This is a genomic window from Mesorhizobium sp. M3A.F.Ca.ET.175.01.1.1, assembly GCF_004791945.1.
GTDB lineage: Bacteria > Pseudomonadota > Alphaproteobacteria > Rhizobiales > Rhizobiaceae > Mesorhizobium.
In genome coordinates, this window is record NZ_SRTP01000007.1 from 253,102 (window position 1) to 275,411 (window position 22,310).

Annotated in this window: 23 protein-coding genes; 7 read left to right on the forward strand and 16 right to left on the reverse strand. The window is 63.2% G+C overall.

The genetic code is table 11. From position 1 onward, the window contains the following. Positions 1-90 precede the first annotated feature (90 nt). Complete coding sequence (locus tag EN818_RS18560; RefSeq protein WP_129553848.1) at positions 91-951, forward strand: DUF1194 domain-containing protein; 861 nt, start codon at positions 91-93, stop codon at positions 949-951. Positions 952-982: 31 nt separating this feature from the next. Here the strand turns inward: EN818_RS18560 and dhaK are convergent, their stop codons facing one another. The 13 genes from dhaK to EN818_RS18625 form a co-directional block, all read right to left on the reverse strand. Continuing rightward, positions 983-1,969 carry a dihydroxyacetone kinase subunit DhaK gene (gene dhaK, locus EN818_RS18565; RefSeq protein WP_095806831.1) on the reverse strand — a complete coding sequence of 329 codons (987 nt, stop codon included), beginning with the start codon at positions 1,967-1,969 and terminating at the stop codon, positions 983-985. 26 nt (positions 1,970-1,995) lie between these two features. Next, the gene (locus EN818_RS18570; protein WP_095806830.1) at positions 1,996-2,418 is read right to left on the reverse strand and encodes a hypothetical protein; all 423 of its coding nucleotides are present in this window, start codon (positions 2,416-2,418) and stop codon (positions 1,996-1,998) included. A gap of 16 nt (positions 2,419-2,434) precedes the next feature. After that, positions 2,435-4,009, reverse strand: coding sequence for a phosphoenolpyruvate--protein phosphotransferase (gene ptsP / locus EN818_RS18575; protein ID WP_095806829.1), 1,575 nt, complete (start codon positions 4,007-4,009; stop codon positions 2,435-2,437). A gap of 104 nt (positions 4,010-4,113) precedes the next feature. Continuing rightward, complete coding sequence (locus EN818_RS18580) at positions 4,114-4,416, reverse strand: HPr family phosphocarrier protein (protein ID WP_095806828.1); 303 nt, start codon at positions 4,414-4,416, stop codon at positions 4,114-4,116. A 16-nt stretch (positions 4,417-4,432) separates the two neighbouring features. Next, a complete protein-coding gene (dhaM, locus tag EN818_RS18585; RefSeq protein ID WP_095806827.1) occupies positions 4,433-4,822 on the reverse strand; it encodes a dihydroxyacetone kinase phosphoryl donor subunit DhaM in 390 nt (129 codons plus the stop codon). After that, a complete protein-coding gene (gene dhaL / locus EN818_RS18590) occupies positions 4,822-5,421 on the reverse strand; it encodes a dihydroxyacetone kinase subunit DhaL (RefSeq protein WP_095806826.1) in 600 nt (199 codons plus the stop codon). The genes dhaM and dhaL overlap by 1 nt, the downstream gene beginning before the upstream one ends. A gap of 79 nt (positions 5,422-5,500) precedes the next feature. Beyond that, positions 5,501-7,144, reverse strand: a complete 1,644-nt coding sequence (locus EN818_RS18595; RefSeq protein WP_095806825.1) for a dihydroxyacetone kinase subunit DhaK — start codon at positions 7,142-7,144, stop codon at positions 5,501-5,503. 62 nt (positions 7,145-7,206) lie between these two features. Continuing rightward, positions 7,207-8,220, reverse strand: coding sequence for an ABC transporter ATP-binding protein (locus tag EN818_RS18600; protein ID WP_095806824.1), 1,014 nt, complete (start codon positions 8,218-8,220; stop codon positions 7,207-7,209). Continuing rightward, complete coding sequence (locus tag EN818_RS18605) at positions 8,213-9,319, reverse strand: ABC transporter ATP-binding protein (RefSeq protein WP_095806823.1); 1,107 nt, start codon at positions 9,317-9,319, stop codon at positions 8,213-8,215. The genes EN818_RS18600 and EN818_RS18605 overlap by 8 nt, the downstream gene beginning before the upstream one ends. Before the next feature lie 2 nt (positions 9,320-9,321). After that, positions 9,322-9,528, reverse strand: coding sequence for a hypothetical protein (locus EN818_RS18610; protein WP_095806822.1), 207 nt, complete (start codon positions 9,526-9,528; stop codon positions 9,322-9,324). Then, a complete protein-coding gene (locus EN818_RS18615) occupies positions 9,525-10,475 on the reverse strand; it encodes a carbohydrate ABC transporter permease (protein ID WP_095806821.1) in 951 nt (316 codons plus the stop codon). The genes EN818_RS18610 and EN818_RS18615 overlap by 4 nt, the downstream gene beginning before the upstream one ends. Next, positions 10,472-11,440, reverse strand: a complete 969-nt coding sequence (locus tag EN818_RS18620) for a sugar ABC transporter permease (protein WP_245420383.1) — start codon at positions 11,438-11,440, stop codon at positions 10,472-10,474. The genes EN818_RS18615 and EN818_RS18620 overlap by 4 nt, the downstream gene beginning before the upstream one ends. Positions 11,441-11,540: 100 nt before the next feature. Then, positions 11,541-12,872, reverse strand: coding sequence for an ABC transporter substrate-binding protein (locus tag EN818_RS18625; protein WP_095806820.1), 1,332 nt, complete (start codon positions 12,870-12,872; stop codon positions 11,541-11,543). Between the two features lie 562 nt (positions 12,873-13,434). Here EN818_RS18625 and EN818_RS18630 point away from each other — a divergent pair. After that, entirely contained in the window at positions 13,435-14,301 is an 867-nt protein-coding gene (locus EN818_RS18630) for an MBL fold metallo-hydrolase (RefSeq protein ID WP_245420382.1), read from the forward strand. Between the two features lie 39 nt (positions 14,302-14,340). On the opposite strand, the gene EN818_RS18635 is transcribed toward EN818_RS18630, so the two are convergent. Continuing rightward, positions 14,341-15,288 (reverse strand): LysR family transcriptional regulator, encoded by a 948-nt coding sequence (locus EN818_RS18635; protein ID WP_245420381.1) that lies wholly within the window; start codon positions 15,286-15,288, stop codon positions 14,341-14,343. 159 nt (positions 15,289-15,447) lie between these two features. Between EN818_RS18635 and EN818_RS18640 the strand changes: the two genes are divergently transcribed. The 5 genes from EN818_RS18640 to EN818_RS18660 all read left to right on the forward strand — a co-directional run bounded on the left by EN818_RS18640 (position 15,448) and on the right by EN818_RS18660 (position 19,813). Beyond that, positions 15,448-16,194 carry an RraA family protein gene (locus EN818_RS18640; RefSeq protein ID WP_095806818.1) on the forward strand — a complete coding sequence of 249 codons (747 nt, stop codon included), beginning with the start codon at positions 15,448-15,450 and terminating at the stop codon, positions 16,192-16,194. Next, complete coding sequence (locus EN818_RS18645) at positions 16,187-17,203, forward strand: D-2-hydroxyacid dehydrogenase family protein (RefSeq protein ID WP_210199698.1); 1,017 nt, start codon at positions 16,187-16,189, stop codon at positions 17,201-17,203. The genes EN818_RS18640 and EN818_RS18645 overlap by 8 nt, the downstream gene beginning before the upstream one ends. Further along, on the forward strand, positions 17,200-17,988 hold the full coding sequence (locus EN818_RS18650) for an SDR family oxidoreductase (RefSeq protein WP_095806817.1): 789 nt from the start codon (positions 17,200-17,202) through the stop codon (positions 17,986-17,988). Before EN818_RS18645 ends, EN818_RS18650 begins: the two co-directional genes overlap by 4 nt. A gap of 33 nt (positions 17,989-18,021) precedes the next feature. After that, a complete protein-coding gene (locus EN818_RS18655) occupies positions 18,022-19,338 on the forward strand; it encodes an MFS transporter (RefSeq protein WP_095806816.1) in 1,317 nt (438 codons plus the stop codon). A gap of 97 nt (positions 19,339-19,435) precedes the next feature. Then, positions 19,436-19,813, forward strand: coding sequence for a RidA family protein (locus EN818_RS18660; RefSeq protein ID WP_095806815.1), 378 nt, complete (start codon positions 19,436-19,438; stop codon positions 19,811-19,813). 182 nt (positions 19,814-19,995) lie between these two features. On the opposite strand, the gene EN818_RS18665 is transcribed toward EN818_RS18660, so the two are convergent. Continuing rightward, entirely contained in the window at positions 19,996-21,123 is a 1,128-nt protein-coding gene (locus EN818_RS18665; RefSeq protein ID WP_095806814.1) for an FAD-binding oxidoreductase, read from the reverse strand. 102 nt (positions 21,124-21,225) lie between these two features. Continuing rightward, a complete protein-coding gene (locus EN818_RS18670; RefSeq protein ID WP_095806813.1) occupies positions 21,226-22,221 on the reverse strand; it encodes an SIS domain-containing protein in 996 nt (331 codons plus the stop codon). Between the last annotated feature and the right edge of the window lie 89 nt (positions 22,222-22,310).

The following is a 22,310-nucleotide window of genomic DNA, read 5'->3' on the forward strand; positions in this document are numbered from 1 at the left end:
AGCGCCGATTTCGGCGAATGATCGGAAGCCGTTCGTGACGTGGGAGACGCCTCGGACCGACAATTCCATTGTCAGCGAGAGGGGTTCGCCATGAACTACTTAGCGTGGATTGCTGGAAGTATGGGTGCAGGACCGTTGCTGCGGCTCACAGGCATCTGCCTGTTCACACTGTTCTTCGCGGTAGCGCCACAGGCTCACTCGACGAACCGTCCTGCGGGCGGCTTGGCCGAAGTCGATCTGCAACTGATCCTTGCCGTGGACGTCTCGCCCTCGATGAGCCGAGTCGAGCAAAGGGTGCAGCGCGATGGCTACGTCGGTGCCCTCCGCCACGCGGACATCGCGAGGGCGATCAAGTCGGGAGAGCGAGGCAGAATCGCAGTGCTCTACCTGGAATGGGCAGGGCCAAGCCAGCAAACCGTCATTGTGCCGTGGACAATTGTCGAAAGCCGCCAGGACGCTCTCACTTTGGCAGACAGGCTCGCGGTTCTGTCGTTGACTGAAGGCCGCGGAACTTCGATCTCCGGCGCATTGTCGGCCGCGAAAGATCTGTTCGCGAAGAGTGGCTTGCGCAGCCCGCGCAGGGTTATCGACGTGTCCGGAGACGGACCCAACAATGCCGGAGCACTCGTTGACCCCATCCGGCAGGTCCTTCTCGCGGAAGGTGTGACCATCAACGGGCTCCCTATCGCACTGCCCCGGATTGGCGGGGCGGACGGGTTTGCAAGGTATGACCCTTCCAACCTGCAATCCTATTTCGAGCGCTGCGTCATCGGCGGACCAGACGCATTTTCAATCGGCGTCACCGAGGCCGCCATGTTCGCCACCGCAGTGCGTCGAAAGCTGGTGCGTGAAATCTCCATGAACATGGGCGAGGTGATCCATGCCAGCTACGCCGCGCGTTCAGACCGTACCGTTGATTGCAACATGATCGCTCAGTCGCCGGGCCGATGACGACAGGCGATGGGGTGGAACGGCGCGGAGGCTACATGCCCCAGCGCAGCGCCGCCGTGTGCACCGGGGCGTCCCACAGTGCCGTCATCTCCTCGTCAAGCATGGTCAGGGTGATCGAGCATCCGGCCATGTCGAGCGAGGTGACATAGGTGCCGACCAGCGAGCGGGTCACGGTGACGCCGGACTTCTCGAAGATTTTGCGGGCGCTGTTGTACATCAGGTAAAGCTCCATCGCCGGCGTGCCGCCGAAGCCGTTGACGAACAGCAGCGCCGGTCCTTTGGCGTGTTCTGCGAGATCGCCGACGATTGCGGCACAAACCTCCTCGGCAATCGCGTCAGCGCTTTTCAGCGCGTCGCGCCGCCGGCCGGGCTCGCCATGGATGCCGACGCCGAACTCCATCTCGCCGTCGCCGATCTCGAAGGTCGGCCTGCCCGCCGCCGGCACAGTGCAACTGGTCAGCGCCACCCCCATCGAGCGCGTCGCGGCGTTGACGCGATCGCCCAGCGCCTTGAGCTCGGGCAGGGCCATGCCTTGCTCGGCGGCGGCGCCGACGATCTTTTCCACCACCAGCGTGCCGGCCACGCCACGCCGTCCGGTCGTATAGGATGAGTTCTCGACCGCGACGTCGTCATTGGTCACCACCTGCAGCACGCCTTCCGACATTTCGGCCGCCATGTCGAAGTTCATCACGTCGCCTTCATAGTTCTTGACGATGAACAGGCAGCCGGCGCCGGTGTCGACGGCCTGTAGGGCTGCCAGCATCTGGTCCGGCGTCGGCGATGTGAACACCTGGCCGGGGCAGGCGGCGTCCAGCATGCCGTGGCCGACCAGCCCGCCATGCAGCGGCTCGTGCCCGGAGCCGCCGCCCGAGATCAGCGCCACCTTGCCTGGCTTGAGCGCTCTGCGGCGGACAAATTTGTGCCCCTCGCCGAGCGCGAGAATGTCGGCATGGGCGGCGACGAAGCCATCGAGGCTTTCGGTGAGCACCGTGTCCACCGAATTGAGAAATTTTTTCACGGCAGTCCTCCCAAGTAATTCCCCGCTCAGCCGCTGCCCTTGCTGGCGATGCTGGTGATCTTCTGGATGAACTCGTTGATCGCCCGATCCAGCGCGGCATTCTGCTTGTCGTCGCCGAAATCCGGCACGATGAGCGAGACGTGGCGTGTCTTGCGCGGACCGGAGGCTGCCGGCAGCTTGCCGGGATGGGCCTGATGATAGGCGGCCAGAAACTGGTCGCGCTCGGCCGGGCTGAAATGGCAGACGGAAAAGATGGAAGGCAAATGCTTTGACGGAATGGGGATCGAATAGGCAGGGCTCGAGATCTGGGTGACGAAGCTGCGATGTTTGCCGAGCGCATCGGCGAGGCGTTGGCGCATGCCTGACGGCCGCTGGTCGATGACCTGCGACAGGATCGTCTTATAGGCGCGGATCGCCTCTTCAGAGCCTGCTTCGGGTGTCTTGTCCATCTCTACCGTGCCGCGCCTAGACCGGGACCTCAGCGATGGCCGCCTTGGCCATCGCAAGTTGCGCGGGCGCGACCGAAAGATCGCGCAGTCCGGCGTCGAGCAGCGCCGGAATGGCGGTCGGGTCGCCGCCCGCGTCGCCGCACAGACTGACGGGAATTGCTCTTGCTTGTCCGAAGGCTGCAACCGAAGCGATCAGCCGCAGCACCGCCGTGTGGCGGACCGAGTTGAGGTTTGCGACGGCGGCATTGTCGCGGGCCGCCGCCATGACATACTGCGTCAGGTCGTTCGAGCCGATCGAGAAAAAGGCGACGTCGGCGAAGGCCTCCGGCGCGATCGCCACCGACGGCACCTCCACCATGATGCCGAGCGGCGGCATCTTCTGCGCTATGCCGAGCGCGGACAGTTCTTGCTGCTCTTCGGCGAACAGCGCGGCAGCCCTCTCATATTCGTCAGCCGTGGCGATCATCGGAAACATGACCTTCAGATTGCCGTGCACGGCGGCGCGCAGCAATGCCCGGATTTGCACCCGGAAGATGTCGAGCCTTGCCAGCGACAGCCTGATCCCGCGCAGGCCGAGAAATGGATTGGCCTCCTCGATGGTGAAGCCGGGCACCGGCTTGTCGCCGCCGGCATCGATAGTGCGGATGGTGACCGGCTTGTTGCCCGCCCATTCCAGCACCTTGCGATAGGCATGATATTGCGTCTCCTCGTCCGGCAGCGTCTTGCCGAACAGGAACTCGGTCCGCATCAGGCCGACGCCATCGCAGGCCGCGATATCGATGCAGTCGACGTCGGAAGGATAGGCGATGTTGACCTGGACGCGCACGGGGGTGCCGGCTTTGGTCACCGCCGGTTGCGTCAGAAAGGTCCGAGCCGTGTCTTGACGGGCCGCGAAGGAGGAGGACGACCGCCGAAAGACTTCGATCTCCCCCGGCGAGGGCGAGAATACGACGCCGCCATGCTCGGCGTCCAGAAGCGCCAACCCCGTGGGCTTGTCCGCCGTAGCACCAAGCCCCACCACCATCGGCACGCCACGCGAGCGCGCCAGCATGGCGACGTGGCTGGCCGTGCTGCCGGCCTTGAGCGCAATGCCGCCGCCTTTGCTCCAATCGGTCTCGATGAAACGTGTCGGCGCGATGTCGACGCCATAGAGAATGGCGCCGGACGGCGCGGTCTTCTCACCGTCCTCGCTCAGTGCCCGCAGCACCTGATCGCGGATGTCCCGCAAATCGGCGGCGCGGGCGCGAAAATAGTCCTGCTCGGATGCTTCGTATCCGGCGATCTCGGCGTCAAGCGCTTGGTTCCAGGCGGCGTCGGCCAACTGTCCTGCACCGATCGATGCGAAGGCTGGATCACTGAGCGAATGGTCCTCGAGCATGGCGACGTGGAATTCAAGAATGCCGGCGGCGTCGCCATCGGCGGTTTCGAGCATCGCGGCAAGCTGGCTCACTGCCTTGGCGATGGCAGCCTCCAACGCGGCCTTCTCCTCGGCCGCGTTCGCCTTGCCTCGATAGGCCGCTGGCGGCCTGTCGAGATCGAATAGCAGTCCTTCGGCGTAGCCGGCCGAGGCAGGAATACCGTCAATCCGCATGGCTCGCGTTCCTAGAGCAATTCCAGGAAACGTGCATAGCGGTTTTCCGTCCGGAATTGCGCAAAAAACAGAGCTTGCAGCACTGTTGCACCGGGTAGCCCGTTTCAAGCGGAGCGGGCATGGTCCGCATCCTCGTCGAAGTCGCGCTGCACCAGAGCGACCAGCGCTTCGACCGCTTTGCCTGCGCCGTCGCCCCTGGCGCGGATGTGCAGCATCGTTCCCTTCGGCGCCTTGGCTGCCATCACCTTGACGATGCTCTTGGCGTCGAACCAGGGACCGTTCGCCGCCACCGCCACTTCCACCTCGGCCGCGAACGACTTGGCGAGCTTGGTGAACTTAACCGAAGGACGTGCGTGCAGGCCAACGGCATGGGTGATGAGAACGGTGGCTTCGGCAGATGCGGACATCGTCAGTTCCCGTTCATCACGACGGCGACAATTCATGCGCCGTCGCCACGACTTCCTTGAGCGAGGCGCCGCCGGAGGCTTCCGTCGCGGCCATCACCGCGCCCTCGACGATCGGAGCGTTGCAGACAACGATTTTGTGCGCGCGCGGTTCGCCGATCATCTCGACTGCCATCTCGCTGTTGGTTTCGGCGCCGCCAAGATCGACCAGGATCGCGACGCCCGCATCCGACCAGGCCTTGTCGATCGCGCTTATGATCGCCTCGACGCTGGTGCCAAGCCCGCCATGACCATTTCCGCCGCACCAGGCAAGCGGCACTTCGTCGCCCACCATCTGGCGCACCATGTCGGCCGTGCCTTCGGCGACCAGCGGCGAATGCGATACGATGACGATGCCGACATTGCTCATCAAGAACCCTCGATCACTTCAGCGACTGCCCGCACCAGCAGCGCGGTCGAGCGCGCTCCGGCGTCCATATGCCCGATCGAGCGCTCTCCCAGGAAGGAAGCCCGCCCGCGCAGGGCCTTCATCGGCACGGTGGCGTTCGCCGCCTGGTCGGCGGCGTCGGCGATTTCCGTAGCCGTCTTGCCCTGCGCCAGCGCCTCATACACCGGTTGCAGCACATCGAGCATGGTTTTTTGTCCAGGCTGCGATTTGCCGCGCGCCGCGACTGCCTCGATCGCCTTGTTCAGCCCGGCGCTCAGCGCGGCGCGGTCGGGGGCGGCGGGCAGTTCCTTGCCGAGCGTCATGAACAGCGTGCCGAACAGCGGGCCGGAGGCGCCGCCCACCGTCATGACCAGCTTGGTGCCGATTGCTTTCAGCGCGTCGGGCAGGGGCTTGGCAGCCAATGCGTCCGCTTCGGCGCGCACCGCCTCGAAGCCGCGCTTCATGTTCAGCCCATGATCGCCGTCGCCGATCGCCTGGTCGAGCGCGGTCAATTCATCGGCATGCGCCGTGATGGTATTCGCCGCCGACGCGATCAATCTGGAGAAATCGGATGCGGCCATACCGGCTGTGCTCCTGGTTGCCCTTCTTGCGCGCTATGGGACGATTCCCGGAGAGGCAATTGGAACATAGCTATCCGCCTTAGGCCGTCGCGTGCAACTCCGCCAGGGCGGCGAAGACCTCGGCAACGGCGAAAGCGCCAGGGTCGACTACGCCATCGAGATGACCGCCAATATAGGCGGACCGGCCGGCTTTCGCTCTGTGCATCGCGGCGGTGGCCTCGGCTCCTCGCCGCGCTTGCTTTGCGGCCTCTTCCAAGCTGCCGGCGTCGAGCGCCTTCAGGGCAGGCTCCAGGGCGTCGATCATCGTGCGGTCGCCGACCCTGGCTCCGCCATAGAAAGACATCCGGCCGAGGCCGGCCAGCAACGCCTTGGGCAGAGTCGCGCCAAAACCCAGAGTCTGTGCGGCAGCGGTGAAAAAGATCGACAGCAGCACGCCGCTGGACCCGCCCATTGCCGAACTCAGAGTGTCGCCAACAGCAGCAAGAGTGGAGGCGCGATCGGCAAGCGGCAGCGTCGGGAGACGGCCAAGCACGCTGCGCGCGCCGGCCGCGACCGTTGACCCGGTGTCGCCGTCGCCGGTTCTGGCATCCAGTCCGTTCAACCTATCTTCCAACGAGGTCAACCGCTCGCAGATCACGGCTATGATCCGCTCGGCGCGTGCGTCGCGGCTGGCTGTCGGCGCGACGCCCGGGTCGGAAGTTTCGGCCAACGGCACGATGGTTGCCGGACCAACGGGTCTTGCCGGCAGCCAGGCATGCGGGCCGACCGGCGCAAGCAGCGCTGCCTCGCGAGCCGCATCCAGCCTGATCAGCGACAGGGAGAAGCCGTTCATGTTGAGCGCTGTCATCAGATGCCCGGGCCCGATCGTCAAGGTCACTGCCTGTGCCAGCGGCGAGGTCAGCACCGCATTGGCGATCAGCGACATTTCGAGCGGCGGCACCGATCCGAGATTGTTGATCAGCAAGGCATAACGGCTTGCAGTGTCGACTCGCGCGGCGAGACGCTCGGCCATGATGGCGACCAGCTTGCCGGCGCTCTGCAGCGCGATGCGTTCGACGCCCGGCTCACCATGGATGCCGAGGCCAAGCTCGCCGTCCTCGGCACCGAAGCGGTCTTCGTGGGCCTGACCGGGGATCGAGCAGGAGGAAAGCGAGATGCCGAGCGAAACGATGTCCTTTGCGGCCGCGCGCGCCGCAGCCGCCACCGACGCCAGATCATGGCCGGTTTCGGCAAGATGCCCGGCGATCTTATGCACGAACAGCGTGCCGGCGACACCGCGCGGTTGCGCGATGTCGGGCAGTGCGATGTCGTCGGCGACGATCACCATTTCGACGGAGAAACCCTCGACGCGCGCCTTCTCGGCGGCGAGACCGAAATTGAGGCGGTCGCCAGTGTAGTTCTTCACGATCAGCAGACACCCTGCCGCGCCGGTCGTCGCCCGGATCGCCTGCAGCACCGCCTCGACGCTGGGCGAAGCGAAGATCTCGCCCGAGACCGCGGCGGTCAGCATGCCGGCGCCGACAAAGCCCGCATGCGAGGGCTCGTGCCCGGCACCGCCGCCCGAAACGACGCTGACCTTCGTCTTGTCCCAGTCGGGGCGGAGCACGACCTTGACCTCCGGATATCCGTCGAGCCGCGCCAGAGTGCCCGAGCCTGCGGTGGCGAGAAAGCCGTCGAGCGCTTCGGTTACGATCGAGTCCTTGCGGTTGAAAAAGTGCTTCATGGATTTCGTCCAGTCCGTATCTGCGGTCGTCAATCGGTGTGCGGGATGGGAGTGCGGATCGGCTACATCAGTCTTTGCCCGTCAGACCCGAAATAAAGCGGCGAGCGATAGCGGATCGTCACCCTGTCACCCTTTGCCAGCGGCGTGTCGGGATCGGTGAGCGTCACCAGTTTCTTTGCTCCGATCATCACATGCAGATGGTTCTGATCGCCGAGATGCTCGATCCAGTCGACGATGCCGTCAGCATGGCCGTTCGCTGCCTTCTCGATCGACAGATGCTCGGTGCGGGCGCCCACCGTCGTTGTTCCGGAGGGCGCGCCGCCGTCCGGAAGCAGCCCGGCCGGCAACAGGTTGATCGCAGGCTGACCGAGGCGGGCCGCGACGTGAAGATTTGCCGGTTCAGAATAGATCGCTCGCGGCGTGCCGATCTGCACCAGAACGCCGTCGGAGAGGATGCCGATGCGGTCGGCCATGGTCATCGCCTCGATCTGGTCGTGCGTGACATAGAGCATGGTGGCGCCGAGCTCGGACTGGATGCGCTTCAGCTCGAGCCTGAGGTCAGCGCGCAGCTTGGCGTCCAGCGACGACAGCGGCTCGTCCATCAGGTAGATAGCAGGCTTGCGCACCAGCGCACGGCCGATGGCGACGCGCTGCATTTCGCCGCCGGACAGTTTTGTCGAGCGATTTTCGAGCTTGTGGTCGATGCGCACCAGCCGCGCGACTTCCTGGACGCGGCGACGGATCGCTTCCTCAGGGAAGCGCCGCGCCGGCGAGCGCAGCGGGAAGGCGAGGTTGTCGTACACCGACAGATGCGGGTAAAGCGAATATTGCTGGAAGACGAAAGCCGTGTCCCGCTCGGCCGGCGACAGCGCGGTCGCATCGCGACCGCCGATGCGGATCGCGCCGCTGTCCGGCCTGTCCAGCCCGGCGACCAGCCGCAACGTCGTCGTCTTGCCGGCGCCCGTGGGGCCGAGCAGCACCACGAACTCGCCGTCCTTGATCTGCAGATCGAGGTCGCGGATGGCGACAGTGTCACCGAAACTCTTGGTCACACCCTGCATATGGACGTCAGCCATGGCGTGCCTCCGCTGTCTTGTCATGTATGGCGGTCTTCACCGCGCGGCCGGAGCCTTTGTCGAACAGCGACAATCGTGCGCTGCTCAGCGCCAGCCCGACCGGTGAGCCAGGGCTTAGCCGGATTTCGGCCGGCACCCGCGCCTTGATAATGCCCTCCGCGGTCTCCACCGCGACGATCTGCGTGGTGCCGAGATACTCGGTGCCGTAGATCGCGCCGCGCAGCTTCGAAGCATCGTCGAACCGGATGTGCTCGGGACGGACCCCGAGCGCCATGTCGGTAGGTGCTACGTCTTCGCGCACCTCCGGTACCGCCACCTTGGCGCCCTGGACGACGATTTCCTTCGCGCCCTTGGCGAGCCCGCCGCCGAAGCCCAAGAAATTCATCGGCGGCGAGCCTATGAACTCGGCGACGAACATGGTCGCCGGACGATCGTAAATTTCGCGCGGCGTGCCGAATTGCTCGATGACGCCGTGGTTCATCACGGCGATCTTGTCGGCCATCGACATCGCTTCCATCTGGTCATGCGTGACATAGACCGTGGTGGCGCGGATGCGGGTGTGCAACTCGCGCAGCTCGTGCACCATCAGATCCCGGAACTCGGTGTCCAAGGTGCCGAGCGGCTCGTCCATCAGGAAGCATTTTGGACGCCGCACGATGGCGCGGCCGAGCGCCACGCGCTGGCGATCGCCGCCGGCAAGGCCGGAAACCGACTTGTCGAGCAGATGATCGATGCGCAGCAGCTTCGCCGTTTCCTCCACCCGCCGACGAATCTCTGCCGAGGCGATGCCTTGCGCCAGCAGGGGGAAGCCGACGTTCTTGCGCACGTTCATATGCGGATAGAGCGCGAAGAGCTGGAACACGAAGGCGATGTCGCGCTCGCGGGCGCGGCGCATGGTGACGTCCTCGCCGCCGAGCAGGATCTTGCCGCCGGTCGGCAGTTCGAGGCCGGCGATCATTCGAAGCGTCGTCGTCTTGCCGCAGCCCGAAGGCCCGAGCATGACGAAGAACTCGCCGTCCTCGACGACGAAGTTGGAATCCTGCACGGCGACAAAGGCGCCGAAGGCTTTCCTCAGGTTTTGAACACGGATCTCGGCCATGACTATTCCGGGAACTTCGAGACAACGATGAACATCACGGTGCCGGTGAGCATGGTGATGAAGGAGTAGCTGTAAAGCGACAGCGCGAAGGGCTGGAACAGCATCAGGAAACCGATGGCGATCAGCGCCGTGGCGATGTTTTCCATCAGGCCGCGCCTTGCCCAGACGGGCCAGCGCGATTTGCGTTTTACAGGCTGGATCGTGCTCATTTGCGCACCGCTCCGAAGGTGATGCCGCGCAAGAGCTGCTTGCGGAGCAGGATGGTGAAGACGAGGATCGGCACCAGGAAGATCGTCGTGCCGGCGGCCACGGCCGGCCAGTCCTGGCCGCCTTCGCCGATGATGGTCGGGATGAAGGGCGGCGCGGTTTGCGCCGTGCCGGAAGTCAGCAGCGCCGCGAACGCATATTCGTTCCAAGCAAAGATCAGGCAGAAGATGGCGGTTGCGGCAATGCCGGTCGTCGCCTGCGGCAGAACGGTGCGCCAGAAGGCCTGGAGCCGCGTGTAGCCGTCGATCATCGCCGCCTCCTCGTACTCGCGCGGTATCTCGTCGATGAAACCCTTGAGCAGCCAGACCGCGAGCGAGACGTTGACGGCGGTGTAGAGCAGGATCATGCCGAGCGCGGTGTCGGAGAGGCCGATCTCGCGGTACATCAGATAGATGGGAATGGCGACCGCGATCGGCGGCATGAAGCGGGTCGACAGGATGAAGAATAAAAGGTCGTCGGCGAGCGGGACCTTGAAACGCGAGAAACCATAGGCAGACAGCGTGCCGAGGAACACCGCGCAGAAGGTCGAGCCGAAGGCGATGATCAGCGAGTTGACGAAGCGCGGCAGGAAGTTGGAAGGGCCGGCGATCACCATGTTGCGCTTGCGCACCGTCTCGTCGCAGAGCCCCGTCGCCGGTCCGAGCGAGTTGATGTATTCCGGCGTCTGCCTGGTGCGGGTGGTGAACAGGTTGCAGTAGCCTTCGACGCTCGGCTGGAAGACGACCTTCGGCGGGTAGGCGATCGAATCCGGCGGCGTCTTGAAGCTGGTGGCGAAGATCCACAGCAGCGGCACGATCGAGATCAGCGCATAGGCGACGACGAGCGCGCCAGAGATTCGCTTTGCGTTCGACGACGGCGCGACGACGGAATGGGCAGTGGTCAGACTCATCTCTGCTTCACCTTGTTGAGCGCCTTGACGTAGATGTTGGCGAGACCGAACACCGCGACGAACAGGATGATGGCGAAGGCCGAGGAATAGCCGGTGCGCCAGCTCTCGAAGGCCTGCCGTTTCAGCGTGATCGAGGCGACCTCGGTGGTCGAGCCGGGGCCGCCGCCGGTCAACAGGTTGACCATGTCGAACATCTTGAAGTTCTCGATGCCGCGGAACAGCACCGCCAGCATGATGAAGGGCAGCGCCATCGGCAGCGTGATCGACCAGAACTGGCGCCAGTTGGAGGCGCGGTCGACCTCTGCCGCCTCGTAGATGTATTCGGGGATCGAGCGCAGGCCGGCCAGGCAGATCAGCATCACGTAGGGCGTCCACATCCAGGTGTCGACGATGACGATCGCCCAGGGCGCCAACTCGACGTTGGAGAGCATCTGCACATTCGTCGGCGCGATGCCGGTGAAGAACGACACCACATAAGCGAAGAGTCCGATCTGCGGCTCGTAGAGGAAGCGCCAGAAATTGCCGACCACTGCCGGCGACAGCATCATCGGCACCAGGATGATCGTCGTCCAGAAGGCGTGACCGCGGAACTTGCGGTCGATGAGCCAGGCCAGCGTGAAGCCGATCACCGTCTGCAAGAGGATGGTCCAGAAGACGAAGTGCGCCGTCGTCTGCATGGCGATCCAGATGTCCTGGTCGCCGAGGATGCGCCGGTAGTTGGCGAGTCCCAGATTCTTCACCACCTCACCGGGGCGATTGGCGCGGTAGTTGGTGAAGGACAGATAGATCGCCCAGAACAGCGGAAAGATGTTGATGGCGAGCAGCAGCAGGATCGTCGGCGAGATGAACAGCCAGGCGAGTCCCTTGTCGCTGATGCCACGGACCTTGCGGGCCAGCGGTTCCGGTGTCGACCGGGCAACGCTGTCCGCAGTCCGATTGAGCATGGTGAGTCCTGCTTCGGTCACGGGTCGGTCTCGATGATGGAATTTGTCTGAACTCGTCCCGTGCCAGGGCGGCACGGGACGCTGCGGTCTGGCTCGGGAGGAGCCTTACATCTTGCCCCGACTACATCTTGCCGTCGTCCTGGAAGACCTGCGTCCAGTCCTTGACCAGTCCGTCGAGCGCGTCCTTGGCTGAGCCCTGGCCGGCGACGACATAGTCATGGAAGCGCTTCTGCGAGGCCTGCAGCAATGGCGCGTAGCTGGGTTCGGCCCAGAAGTCCTTCACGACCGCCATCGAGTCGAGAAAGGCCTGTGCATAGGGCTGGCTGGACGGAAACTTCGTGTCCTTGACGACGGCGTTCAGGCAAGAATAGCCGCCGAGCGACCACCATTTCGCCTGCACATCCTTGTTGGCGAACCACTTGATGTATTTCAGCGCCGCTTCCTGCTTGTCGGAGTAGGAGACCACCGAAATGCCCTGGCCGCCGAGCTGGGCGAACTGGTCGCCGTCAGGACCCTTCGGGTTGACGAAGTAGCCGATCTTGTCGCCGCCGACATTCTCGTCCTTCTGCAGGCCGGGCCAGGTGAATGCGAAGTTCATGTGCATCGCAACCTGTCCGGATTTGAAGGCATCGACGCCTTCGCCCATATAGCTGTTGGAGGCGCCGGGCGGCGTGCAGCAGTCATAGAGAGCCTTGTAGAATTCCAGCCCCTTCACCGATTTCTCGGAGTTGACGAAGCCTTCCATCTCGTAGGCCTTCTTCGGATTCTCGTACTGGAAGCCATAGCTGTAGAGCACGTCCATGGCACCCATGGTGATGCCTTCCGAGCCGCGCTCGGTGTAGATCGACGCGCCATAGACGGTCTTGCCGTCGATCTGCCGCTTCTGGAAGAACTCGGCGATCTGCTTCAACTGGTCGAAGGTGGTCGGCGGCGCGAGGTCCCAACCGTATTTTTCCTTGAATTCCTTCTGCAACTCGGGCCGTGAGAACCAATCCTTGCGATAGGTCCAGCCGACGACGTCGCCCATGGCCGGCAGCGCCCAGTAGTTCGGCGTGTTCTTCGGCCATTCGGAATAGCCGACGACCGTCGCCGGCACGAAGTCGTCCATGCTGATCTTCTCCTTGTCGAAGAATTCGTTCAGCTTGACGTAATGGCCGTTCTCTGCGGCGCCGCCGATCCATTGGCTGTCGCCGATGATGAGGTCGCAGAGCTTGCCGTGTGAGTTCAGCTCGTTGAGGAAACGGTCGGCATAGTTCGTCCACGGGACGAACTCGAATTTCATGCCGATGCCGGTTTCCTTTGTGAAGTCCTTGGACAGTTCCACAAGGGCGTTGGCGGGGTCCCAGGCGGCCCAGCACAGTGTGAGATCCTCCGCATGCGCGGCGCTCGAGACGGCTGTCGACGCAGTAACGGCCGAGGCCAGTCCCAACGCCAGTTTCAATGTCGATTTCATGCCTTACCTCCCATTTGCGAAACGCGTCCGGATGACGGTCTCAAAAAGCCCCTCGACCCTCGCTCCTCCGAGGGCCTGACGTGGCGTGCGGTGCCTCGCCGATGTTTAGTGATTTGTTTAGTAATGGCACTTTCACTAAACAACGCAAGCAAATTCGTTGCTGCACTGCAGCATTGCAAGATCGGTGTTTGAAATCGTTGAGAAATGGCTGCCTAGCGATCCGGCAGCCGCGGAACCATGTCCGGTTCGTGGCGATCGAAGCCGGTGGGATCGCTCCCCCCGGGCAGCAAGCGGGGGTTATTCAATGGAGTAATGAGGCCGCCCTGACAATGAAATTGGACGGGCTTATCCGTTTCGAGAACGGTGACGCGCCAGGAACGCAGACGGAGATTCGAAAATGGTCGCCCCACGGAAAACACTTGATCGTTTGTTCACGGACTCCGAAGGCTTCGCCCATCCTGCCGGCGGCGATGCCGTCAATCCTACCCGTCGCGGTTTCTTGGCGGTTGGCTGTCTGTGCCTGGCCTGCAGCTTTGCCGGGCCCGTGTTCGCGGATGCGCCCATGGCGAAAAGCCGGGCGCCGAAGTTTTACCGCCTGATGGTCGGCGACTTCGAGGTGACGGCGCTGTCCGATGGCACCAATATGCTGCCCGCGACGAAGTTGCTGCAGGGCGACCCGGCAAGGATCGAAGACGCTTTGAAGCGCGACTATCTCGGCGATGTCGTCGAGACCTCGCACAATTCCTTCCTTGTGAACACCGGAGCCAAGCTGGTCCTGATCGACGCCGGCGCGGGGTCGCTGCTGGGGCCGACCACAGGTCAGCTGTTGAGCAATCTGCGTGCATCGGGGTATCGCCCGGAGCAGGTAGACGAGCTCTACCTCACGCATCTGCATACGGATCACGTCGGTGGTCTTATGGCCGGCGGCGATAGAGTGTTTCCCAATGCAATCGTGCGCGCCGACAAGCGAGACACCGACTACTGGCTTAGCGAGGCCAATATGCGCGCTGCTCCGGCTGAGGCGAAGCGGTTCTTTGAAGCCGCGGCCGCATCGATCACGCCTTACATGCGAGCCGGCAAGCTCGCCGTCTTCGAAGGCGACACCGACCTCGTCCCCGGCGTACGCGCGCAAGCGGCCTACGGGCACACGCCGGGGCACACCATGTACGTGGTCGAGAGCAAGGGCGAGAAGGTTGTGCTATGGGGCGACGTCGTGCATGTCGCCGCAGTGCAGTTCAAAGATCCTTCCGTAACCATCGGCTATGATGGGAACGCTTCGGAGGCGGCCAACGTGCACAGGCTGGCATTCGCCGATGCGGCAAAGAACGGCTATATTGTGGGTGGCGCGCACATATCGTTTCCCGGATTGGGCCGCGTGCGCCGCGACGCCGAGAATGTCTACACCTATGTGCCCTTGAGCCATGACTAGGCGTTTGCGCAAGTAAGCCGTTCCGCTTCGCAAGGCACACTATGCCAAGCCGGCGGAAGCTGCGTCTCCACTCGGCTGCTCATCCAAAGGTGATCCGCACACGTCTGCCACCAGTGCCCGAAACCATTGGTGGGCGGGATTGGTATGCAGTCGTTCGTGCCAGATCAGCTTGTAGAGCAGTTTCTCCGTCTCGAACGGCAGGTCGCACACGACGAGCCCACTTTCACCTGCGATGGTGCGCCATGGTCCCAAGTAGAAGCCAAGCGGCACGCATGTGAGAAGGTCGCTGCCAGAGACAATTCTCAGCGCGTCGGCAAAGTGATTGACCACGACGGCGATCGTCCGCGTCCGCCCGGTCAGGCTGAGCCAGCCATCCACCAACCCCAGTCCCAGACCGGATGGGGTCACCAAGACATGCGACGCGGCGGTGAACTGGTCCAGGGTCAGGCCTTGGGCCAGTTCGTGCCCGCTGCGCATGACGCAGACATAGCGGTCGGTCCGCAGACTTTGCACGTGCACTTCCCGCGGCAGCGAGGCAAACATGCCGACCGCACAGTCGAGCGTGCCGCGATCGATTGCGTCCAGCGAGGCCTCATGGGTATGGACGGCAAAAGAGACGCGGGCGCGTGGGGATGCAGCCTCTAACTTCAGCGCGATCGCGCTGACCGCTTCCATCGCAAGGCTGTCGGTAATCGCGATCCGGAAACTGGTCGAGCCCGATGCGGGATCAAAGTCGTCAGGTGCGAAGGAGGCGCGGATGGCCGTCAGCGAGCGGTGAAGTTCGGGCCACATCGCGAGCATGCGTGAAGTGGGTTCGACCCCGGTCGCCGTCTTGAGAAAGAGCTGGTCTTTCGTCAGCTTGCGAGCGCGCCGCAAGGCGTTGCTGACCGCGGGCTGACTCATCGCCAGGCTGGAGGCCGCGCGCGTCACATTTCGTTCCAGCATGATGGCTTCGAGGACTGCGATCAGGTTCAGATCGAGGCGCACGTTATTCACCTGGGAAATGATGCTCGTGTCTGAATCTAAATTGGACGCACTGAACCGGGCAGGCAATCCTGTTTCGAACGAGCAGCCGAACACATGCGAGTGAATACGCGCATCTCGCAGCCGGTGGTAAAAGCTCCGTACAAAAACAGAGGATACGCCATGAATGATCCCGCCTACGCGGACGTGCTGCCGAAGCTCACCGGCAAGATCAGTCCTGAGCGCATCCGACTGATGCGAGCGCCGCGGCCGCCCAAAGAGTTGATCGACGGCTTCCAGCGGATCGGCGACGCCACGAGCGTTATTTCCGATATTATGGATGAGCTGGGCATCACTGGCGCCATCAGCGCATCAATTCTGAAGCCGACCTTGCCTTCGACGTCCATCGTCGGTCCGGCGCTAACGGTGCGCAACATCCTGCAGCGCGAGCATGTCTACGAGACGGCGAGAAATCAGGTCAATCGAATGGCGGAATTCGAGGCTCACAACCTGGCGCTGCCGGGCGACGTGATCGTCATAGACGGCGTCGCCGGCATTTCGAACATGGGCGGAATTTCGGCCCAGACGGGAAGCAGGCAAGGGGAAGCTGGAGCAATCGTCTCTGGAGGAATCCGCGACCTCGGGCATTCGCGGCGTGTCGGATATCCGATTTGGGCCACCGAGATCACGCCTGTCACCGGCAAATGGCGGATCGAGACCGTGGAGATCAATGGCGACGTCGAGATAGCCGGCATAAGGGTGAGCCCGGGCGACATCGTGGTCGCCGATGAAACCGGCGTCTGCTTCATCCCGATCGCCCGAGCCGCCGAGGTTCTCGCGAAAGCTTTGAAAAAGTCGGCGTTCGAAGAGGCGAAGTGCGAGGCGATCGATGCCGGCGTCGCAGTAGCGGACCTGCCCAGCAATGCGTAGCGCGGCAAAACTTTCATCGCGAAAACTGCGCGTCGCCATCATCAACGATTACCAGGACGTGGTCCGCACACTGGATTGCTTCGCCAAGCTGGAGGGCCATGAGATCAGCATCTGGACCGATATCGTCGATGACGCCGAGGTATTGGCCCGTCGGCTTTACGATGCCGATGTGCTGGTGCTGATGCGCGAGCGGACCCGGGTCGATGAAGTCCTGCTCAGTCGTCTGCCCAACCTGAAGCTCATCAGCCAGAACGGCCACATTCCCCACATCGATCTGGAGGCCTGCGACAGACATGGCGTCATCGTTTCGTCCGCCGTCACATCGCGTCCGTCCTATTCCACGGTTGAGCTGACCTGGGGATTGATCATTGCAGCGATGCGCAACATCCCATTCGAGTCCGCGGCACTGCGCCAAGGCCATTGGCAGACGACCATCGGGTTGGGCCTGAGGGGCCGTGTTCTCGGCATCTACGGTTTCGGCCGATTGGGCGCGATGGTCGCTCAGATCGGCAAGGCCTTCGGCATGGAGGTGCTGGTTTGGGGCCGCCAAGGCTCGCTAGCTCGCGCGCAGTCCGAGGGCTTTGAGACCGCTTCGGACAGGGATGCGCTGTTCAGGCTGTCGGACGTTCTCAGTTTGCATCTGCGGCTGAATGCCGAGACCGCCGGTGTGATCGGACCTGATGATCTGGCCCTGATGAAGCCGACCGCCTTGCTGGTCAACACCAGCCGCGCCGAATTGATTCAGCCGGGAGCGCTGGTGACGGCGCTAAAGAGTGGCCGCCCCGGAAAGGCTGCCATCGACGTATTCGAATGCGAGCCTCTCACAGATGCGAACGATGCCCTGCTCGGGCTTCCCAACGCGCTGTGCACACCGCATCTCGGCTATGTTGAACGGGACAACTACGAGTTCGCTTACGGCAACGCGTTCGACCAGATCATCGCATTCACCAAGGGCAGCCCGATCAACGTCCATAGCGCCCATGGCCCTAAGACAGGATCACTGACATGAACCTCGAACTCGACGACAAGGTCGTCCTGATAACTGGCGGCAGCAAGGGAATAGGGCTGGCTTGCGCGCGGGCTTTCGCGAGAGAAGGTGCCCGCGTGGTGATCGTATCGCGCAGCCAGCAGAACCTGGACGCCGCAAAGGCAAAGCTCGCCGCCGATGGCCTGCCGGCTGCGAGCTTCGCCGCCGACCTCTCGGACGGACTTTCCGCAAAGCAAATGGTCGCCATGGTCGAGGAACGGGTGGGTCCGATTGCATCATTGGTCAATTCGGCCGGAGGCGCCAGGAGAGTTCCTCCGGACGAGTTGACGCCGGACAAATGGCGCATTGCGATGGATGCCAAATTCTTCACCTACATGAACGTGATGGACTATGTCCTGCCGCTGATGGTCAAAAGGCGCGCCGGCACAATCGTCAACATCGTCGGCACGGGCGGCAAAATCGCCTCGCCCATGCATCTGCCGGGCGGAGCCGCCAACGCGGCGCTGATGCTCGCTTCCGCGGGGCTTGCGGCTGCATGGGGACCCGCGGGCGTGAGGGTCAACGTGCTCAATCCCGCCGCCACCATGACCGAACGTCTGCAATTGTCGCTCGAGGTGGAATCCAAGATGACCGGCAAGACGCCGGAAGAGCTGCTGCGGCTGAACGAGCAGCGGATCCCGCTGCGGCGCTACGCCAGGCCCGAGGAAGTGGCCGACGCCGTGCTTTTTCTCGCCAGCGCAAGGTCCTCATACGTGACGGGCGCTTCGCTGACCATGGACGGAGGTCTCACACCATTGGTCGTTTAGCAGGCTGCCGCGACGACACTACGGGAGGAAGAAATGTTCACTTGGTACAAGCAGTTGACGAACCGCGAGCGGGACACCTTCTGGGGCTGCTTCGCCGGCTGGGCAGTCGATGCGATGGATGCACAGCTCTTCAGCTTCGCGCTGCCGGTTCTCATTGCGGCCTGGGGAATGTCGACGGCACAGGCGGGCTATCTGGCGACGGCAACGCTGCTTTCCGCGGCGATCGGAGGATGGGCCTGCGGGTACCTGGCTGACCGCTTTGGCCGGGCCCGCATCATGCAGGTCACGATCCTGTGGTTCTGCAGTTTCACCTTCCTCGCCGGTTTTGCGCAGGATTTTCAGCAGCTGATGTTCCTGCGTATCATGCAAGGGCTGGGCTTCGGCGGCGAGTGGGCCGCCGGCGCGGTTCTCATGGGCGAGATCATCCGCGCCGAGCATCGCGGCAAGGCCGTCGGCACCGTCCAGAGCGGATTCGGCGTCGGATGGAGCGCGGCCGCTATACTGGCAGGATTGGTCCTGGCGTATTTGCCCCAGGACTATGGCTGGCGTGTTCTGTTGATGATCGGCGTCCTTCCTGGCCTTCTCGTTCTCTACCTGCGCCGCAAGATCGAGGAGCCGGAGATCTTCATCAAAACGCGCGAGTCCGTCGAGAAAGCCGGAAATCGTCCGGGATTGGGCGCGATCTTCCAGCCGGAAACACTGCCGATAACGGTGCTGTCGTCGCTGCTTGCATTCGGCGTGATTGGTGTTGGTGGTGCGATCGTCAACTGGCTGCCGACCTTCATGAAGACGGTGCGGGAGCTGTCGCCTGGCGCTTCGGGATATTACGTTTTCGTGGTGACGGGCGGCTCGTTCTTCGGATTTTTGGCGAGCGCATATCTGGCCGATCGCCTGGGCCGGCGGCGGACGTTCCAGCTGTTTCTGTTGTGCTCGTGGTCAATCACCATCGCCTACATGTTCCTGCCCCTCTCGGGCTGGCCGCTGATTGTCCTGGGCGCGCCGTTCGGCTTTTTCACGATCGGAAACTATGCGGCGCTAGGACCATTCTTCACCGAGCTTTTCCCTTCCGCCATTCGCGCAAGCGGCCAGAGCTTCGCCTATAATTTCGGCAAAGCGGCCGGCGCGGCGGCTGTATCGGCGATCGGGATATTGGCGCAGCATATCAGCCTGGCAGAGGCCATCGGCCTGGTTGCGCTGCTGGGCTACAGCATTGCGTTTGCTGCGACGCTCATGCTGCCAGAGACGCGCGGAATTCAACTGACGTCCGGCTATGAGCCTTCCACGTCACGTCCCGACATTGGGGCCACTTCGCGGCTGGGTCAGGACGCGGCCCTGCGCGCGAGACGGTAGCCCGCCCGAGTGCGCCCCAGGCCCTCTTCACGTTGCACGGCACCGCCGGTCGCCGACCATTTCCTGGAAATAAGTCCGCAAGGGATCAGCAGACGCGATGCGCAAAAGCATTTCGGTGGAAGGATTGAACCACAGACATCCAATCCCCAATGCCTGCCGGATCGGCAGCATGGTCTTTTCGGGAGCAATTCACGCTGCCAGCCCGACGACGCGCGCGGTGCCGGATGAGCTAGCGGGTCAAGCAGCCAATGTGTTCGCCAATATGCGGGCCATCATCGAAGCCGCAGGCGGCAGCGTGGAGGACATCATCAAGGTGGATGTCTATCTCCGCGACAGCACCGACAGAACTGCCGTGAATGAGGAATGGCTGCGGATGTTCCCCGATCCGGACTCGCGGCCGGCTCGCCATGTTCGACCGCTAACGGCAGACGGCCCGTCACTCGTTCAATGCGAGTTCGTTGCGGTTGTCTCTTGATTTCGGCGCAAGGTACTCGCGCCAGATTTCTTGCCGCCGGGCGGGACCTCACGCCCATCGCCGTCTTTTGGCCGCGTCGACGTTAAACCGGATTCCTCAGCAAGGCGACCGCGGCGCCGAGAGTCGCCGGCGTGCAGCTCAGGATCGTTCTGCTGGTTCGGGCAATGGATTGCTGGCCTGTTTCACGAAACAAACCGGGCAGGCTGGAAGGTGGCGAGCATTGGATGAGGTTCGCCGGTCAGGATCTCCTGGCCGAGCAGTTCTCCCACGATAAGGCCGAGTGTCGCCCCGCTGTGGCTGAACGCGACATGGTAGCCTGGGATAGAGTCCAACTGGCCGAGCACAGGCTCGCCGTCTGCAGGGATGGGTTTCGGTCCGACCCCATACCCATCGAGTCCGAGTTCAGGATTGCCTTCAAGGACGTGGCTGGCCGCATGCAACAGGCCTTTCACCGTCTCTTCCCGGACGCCGTAGGTCCCATCCGGGTTGATTTCGACCTCCTCTTCCGACCATGCCGAGTCCAGCACCAGGGCGCCGTCGAGGGTGGGTCGAACGGCGACGCGGGGTGTGTTCAAGACCGCCTTCAGAGGTGAGTTGAGGGGTTTGGTCCTCACCAGCAGCGAGATCGGCGTTGCGTCCGGGATCCGGACGCCGGACTCGGCGACAAGGGCCGGCACCGCGGCGCCCGTCGCGACCAGAACCGAGTCCGCTTCGATGGGGTCGCCGAGCGCACTTCTTACGCCGCGCGCGCGACCGTTGGCGACGTTCACCGATGCCTGGCCGGCGTTCTCCAGGAGCGTTCCTCCACGGGCCTTGAACTCACCGAGCAGCAGCCCGATGAGCGAGGGGAGATCCACCCATCCTTCTGCTGGATTGAAAATCGCTCCCTGCGGTGTAACGGCCGATGTGTCGATGCCCGGCGTCACAGCCGCGATCTCCTCCGGGCGCAGCAATCTCGCATCGTAGCCGATCGCCTTCTCGTGCTTGAAGACGGCTGCGATTTCGTTGCGTTCGTCGTCTGCATCCCACGTCAGTCCGCCATCGAACCGCAGCCAGTTGGCATCAGGCTGCTGCTGAGCCAGCGTGCGGTACCGGTCCAACCCGGCCATGCGCAGGGCATGGTACGCGGCCGAGCGTATGCGGGCCGAGTTCAGCCACGACAGGGAGCGTCCGGAAGCACCGCTGGCGACGGTACTTTCGGTGATGAGTGTGACCTGCGCACCAGCGCGCGCAAGATGCAGCGCGGTTGACACCCCGAAGATGCCGGCGCCCACCACGGCGACACGGTGCGATTGGACTGATGAGTTCATGGCTCTCTCTTTGTTTTGCGAGGCGTTAGACCGGCCAAGAAGGCTAGAGTGCAACGGACGTCAGGCGGTTCGAGGAGGGGACCTCCGATTGCTTGGCAATCTTCAATAGTTGACGAGCTTCTTCATGTAGCGGCGCCCCTCCAGCATTGGGTGCCGGCGCAGGTCGGCCAGCCTGTAGGCGAAGCGCCACAACGCGTCGAACAGCACCAGCGGCACCAGGTAAGGCTTGAAGCGCGCGTCCATGCCGGACAAATCGAGCTCGGCCGCGTCCATCAGCAGGATCCTGTCGGGATTGCCGTATTTCAGCAGGAAGTCGCGCGCGCGCTCGGCAAGCGGGCGCGTCTCGTCGAGGCCGAGCATGACGACGAAATTGGCGTCCCTGTCGACCACCTCGAATGGTCCGTGGAAGAACTCGTTGGCATGGATCGCCTGAGAGTCGTACCACTGCATCTCCATCAGCACGCAGATCGAAAAGGAATAGGCTGCGCCGTAGGCCGCGCCGCTCGCCACGGTATATATCGCCTGCTGATCGGCAAACCGCGGGGCGAAATCCTCGAAAAGTCCGGCGTAGCGGCGGTGCGCACGTTCAATTGCCGGCTGGAGTTGTGCCAGGCTGTCAAGCAGCGGCGGCAACAGGGCCGATCCGTCGGTCTGGTCGAGCAAGCCGGCGAGCAGCATGTAGAGCACGCCGTAGTTGCTGCAGGCGGAATCGATCGGCGCTCCCGTTGTGTAGGACGCCTGGTAGCCGACGACGTGGTCGACCGCTTCCGCCAATGGCGACTTCGGATCGAGCGTCATGCCGATGGTGACGGCGCCGCGCGCGCTGGCGTGTCGAGCCGCGCGTACGGTTTCCTTCGTGGTGCCGGTCTGCGAACACAAGATGACGACAGCGGCAGGTCCGAGCCTTCGCGGGTCGCGGCCGATGAACTCCTCGGCATTGTAGGCGTCCGAAGCCAGCGAAGCCGCATGCCTGTCCAGGAAATATTTGCCGGCCATCATGACTGAGAGCGATCCGCCACAGCCGACCAGAAAGACATGCGAGACGCGCCTGGCGTGCAGCGATGCCAGGGCCTGACCGACGTCCGGGTTGAGTCTCACTTCCGCTTGCTCCTCGTATGGCTTATCGATCGCACCCCATTTGACATCGCGTCGAGCAGTGTGCGAACGTTCTCACAAATCCAATAGTC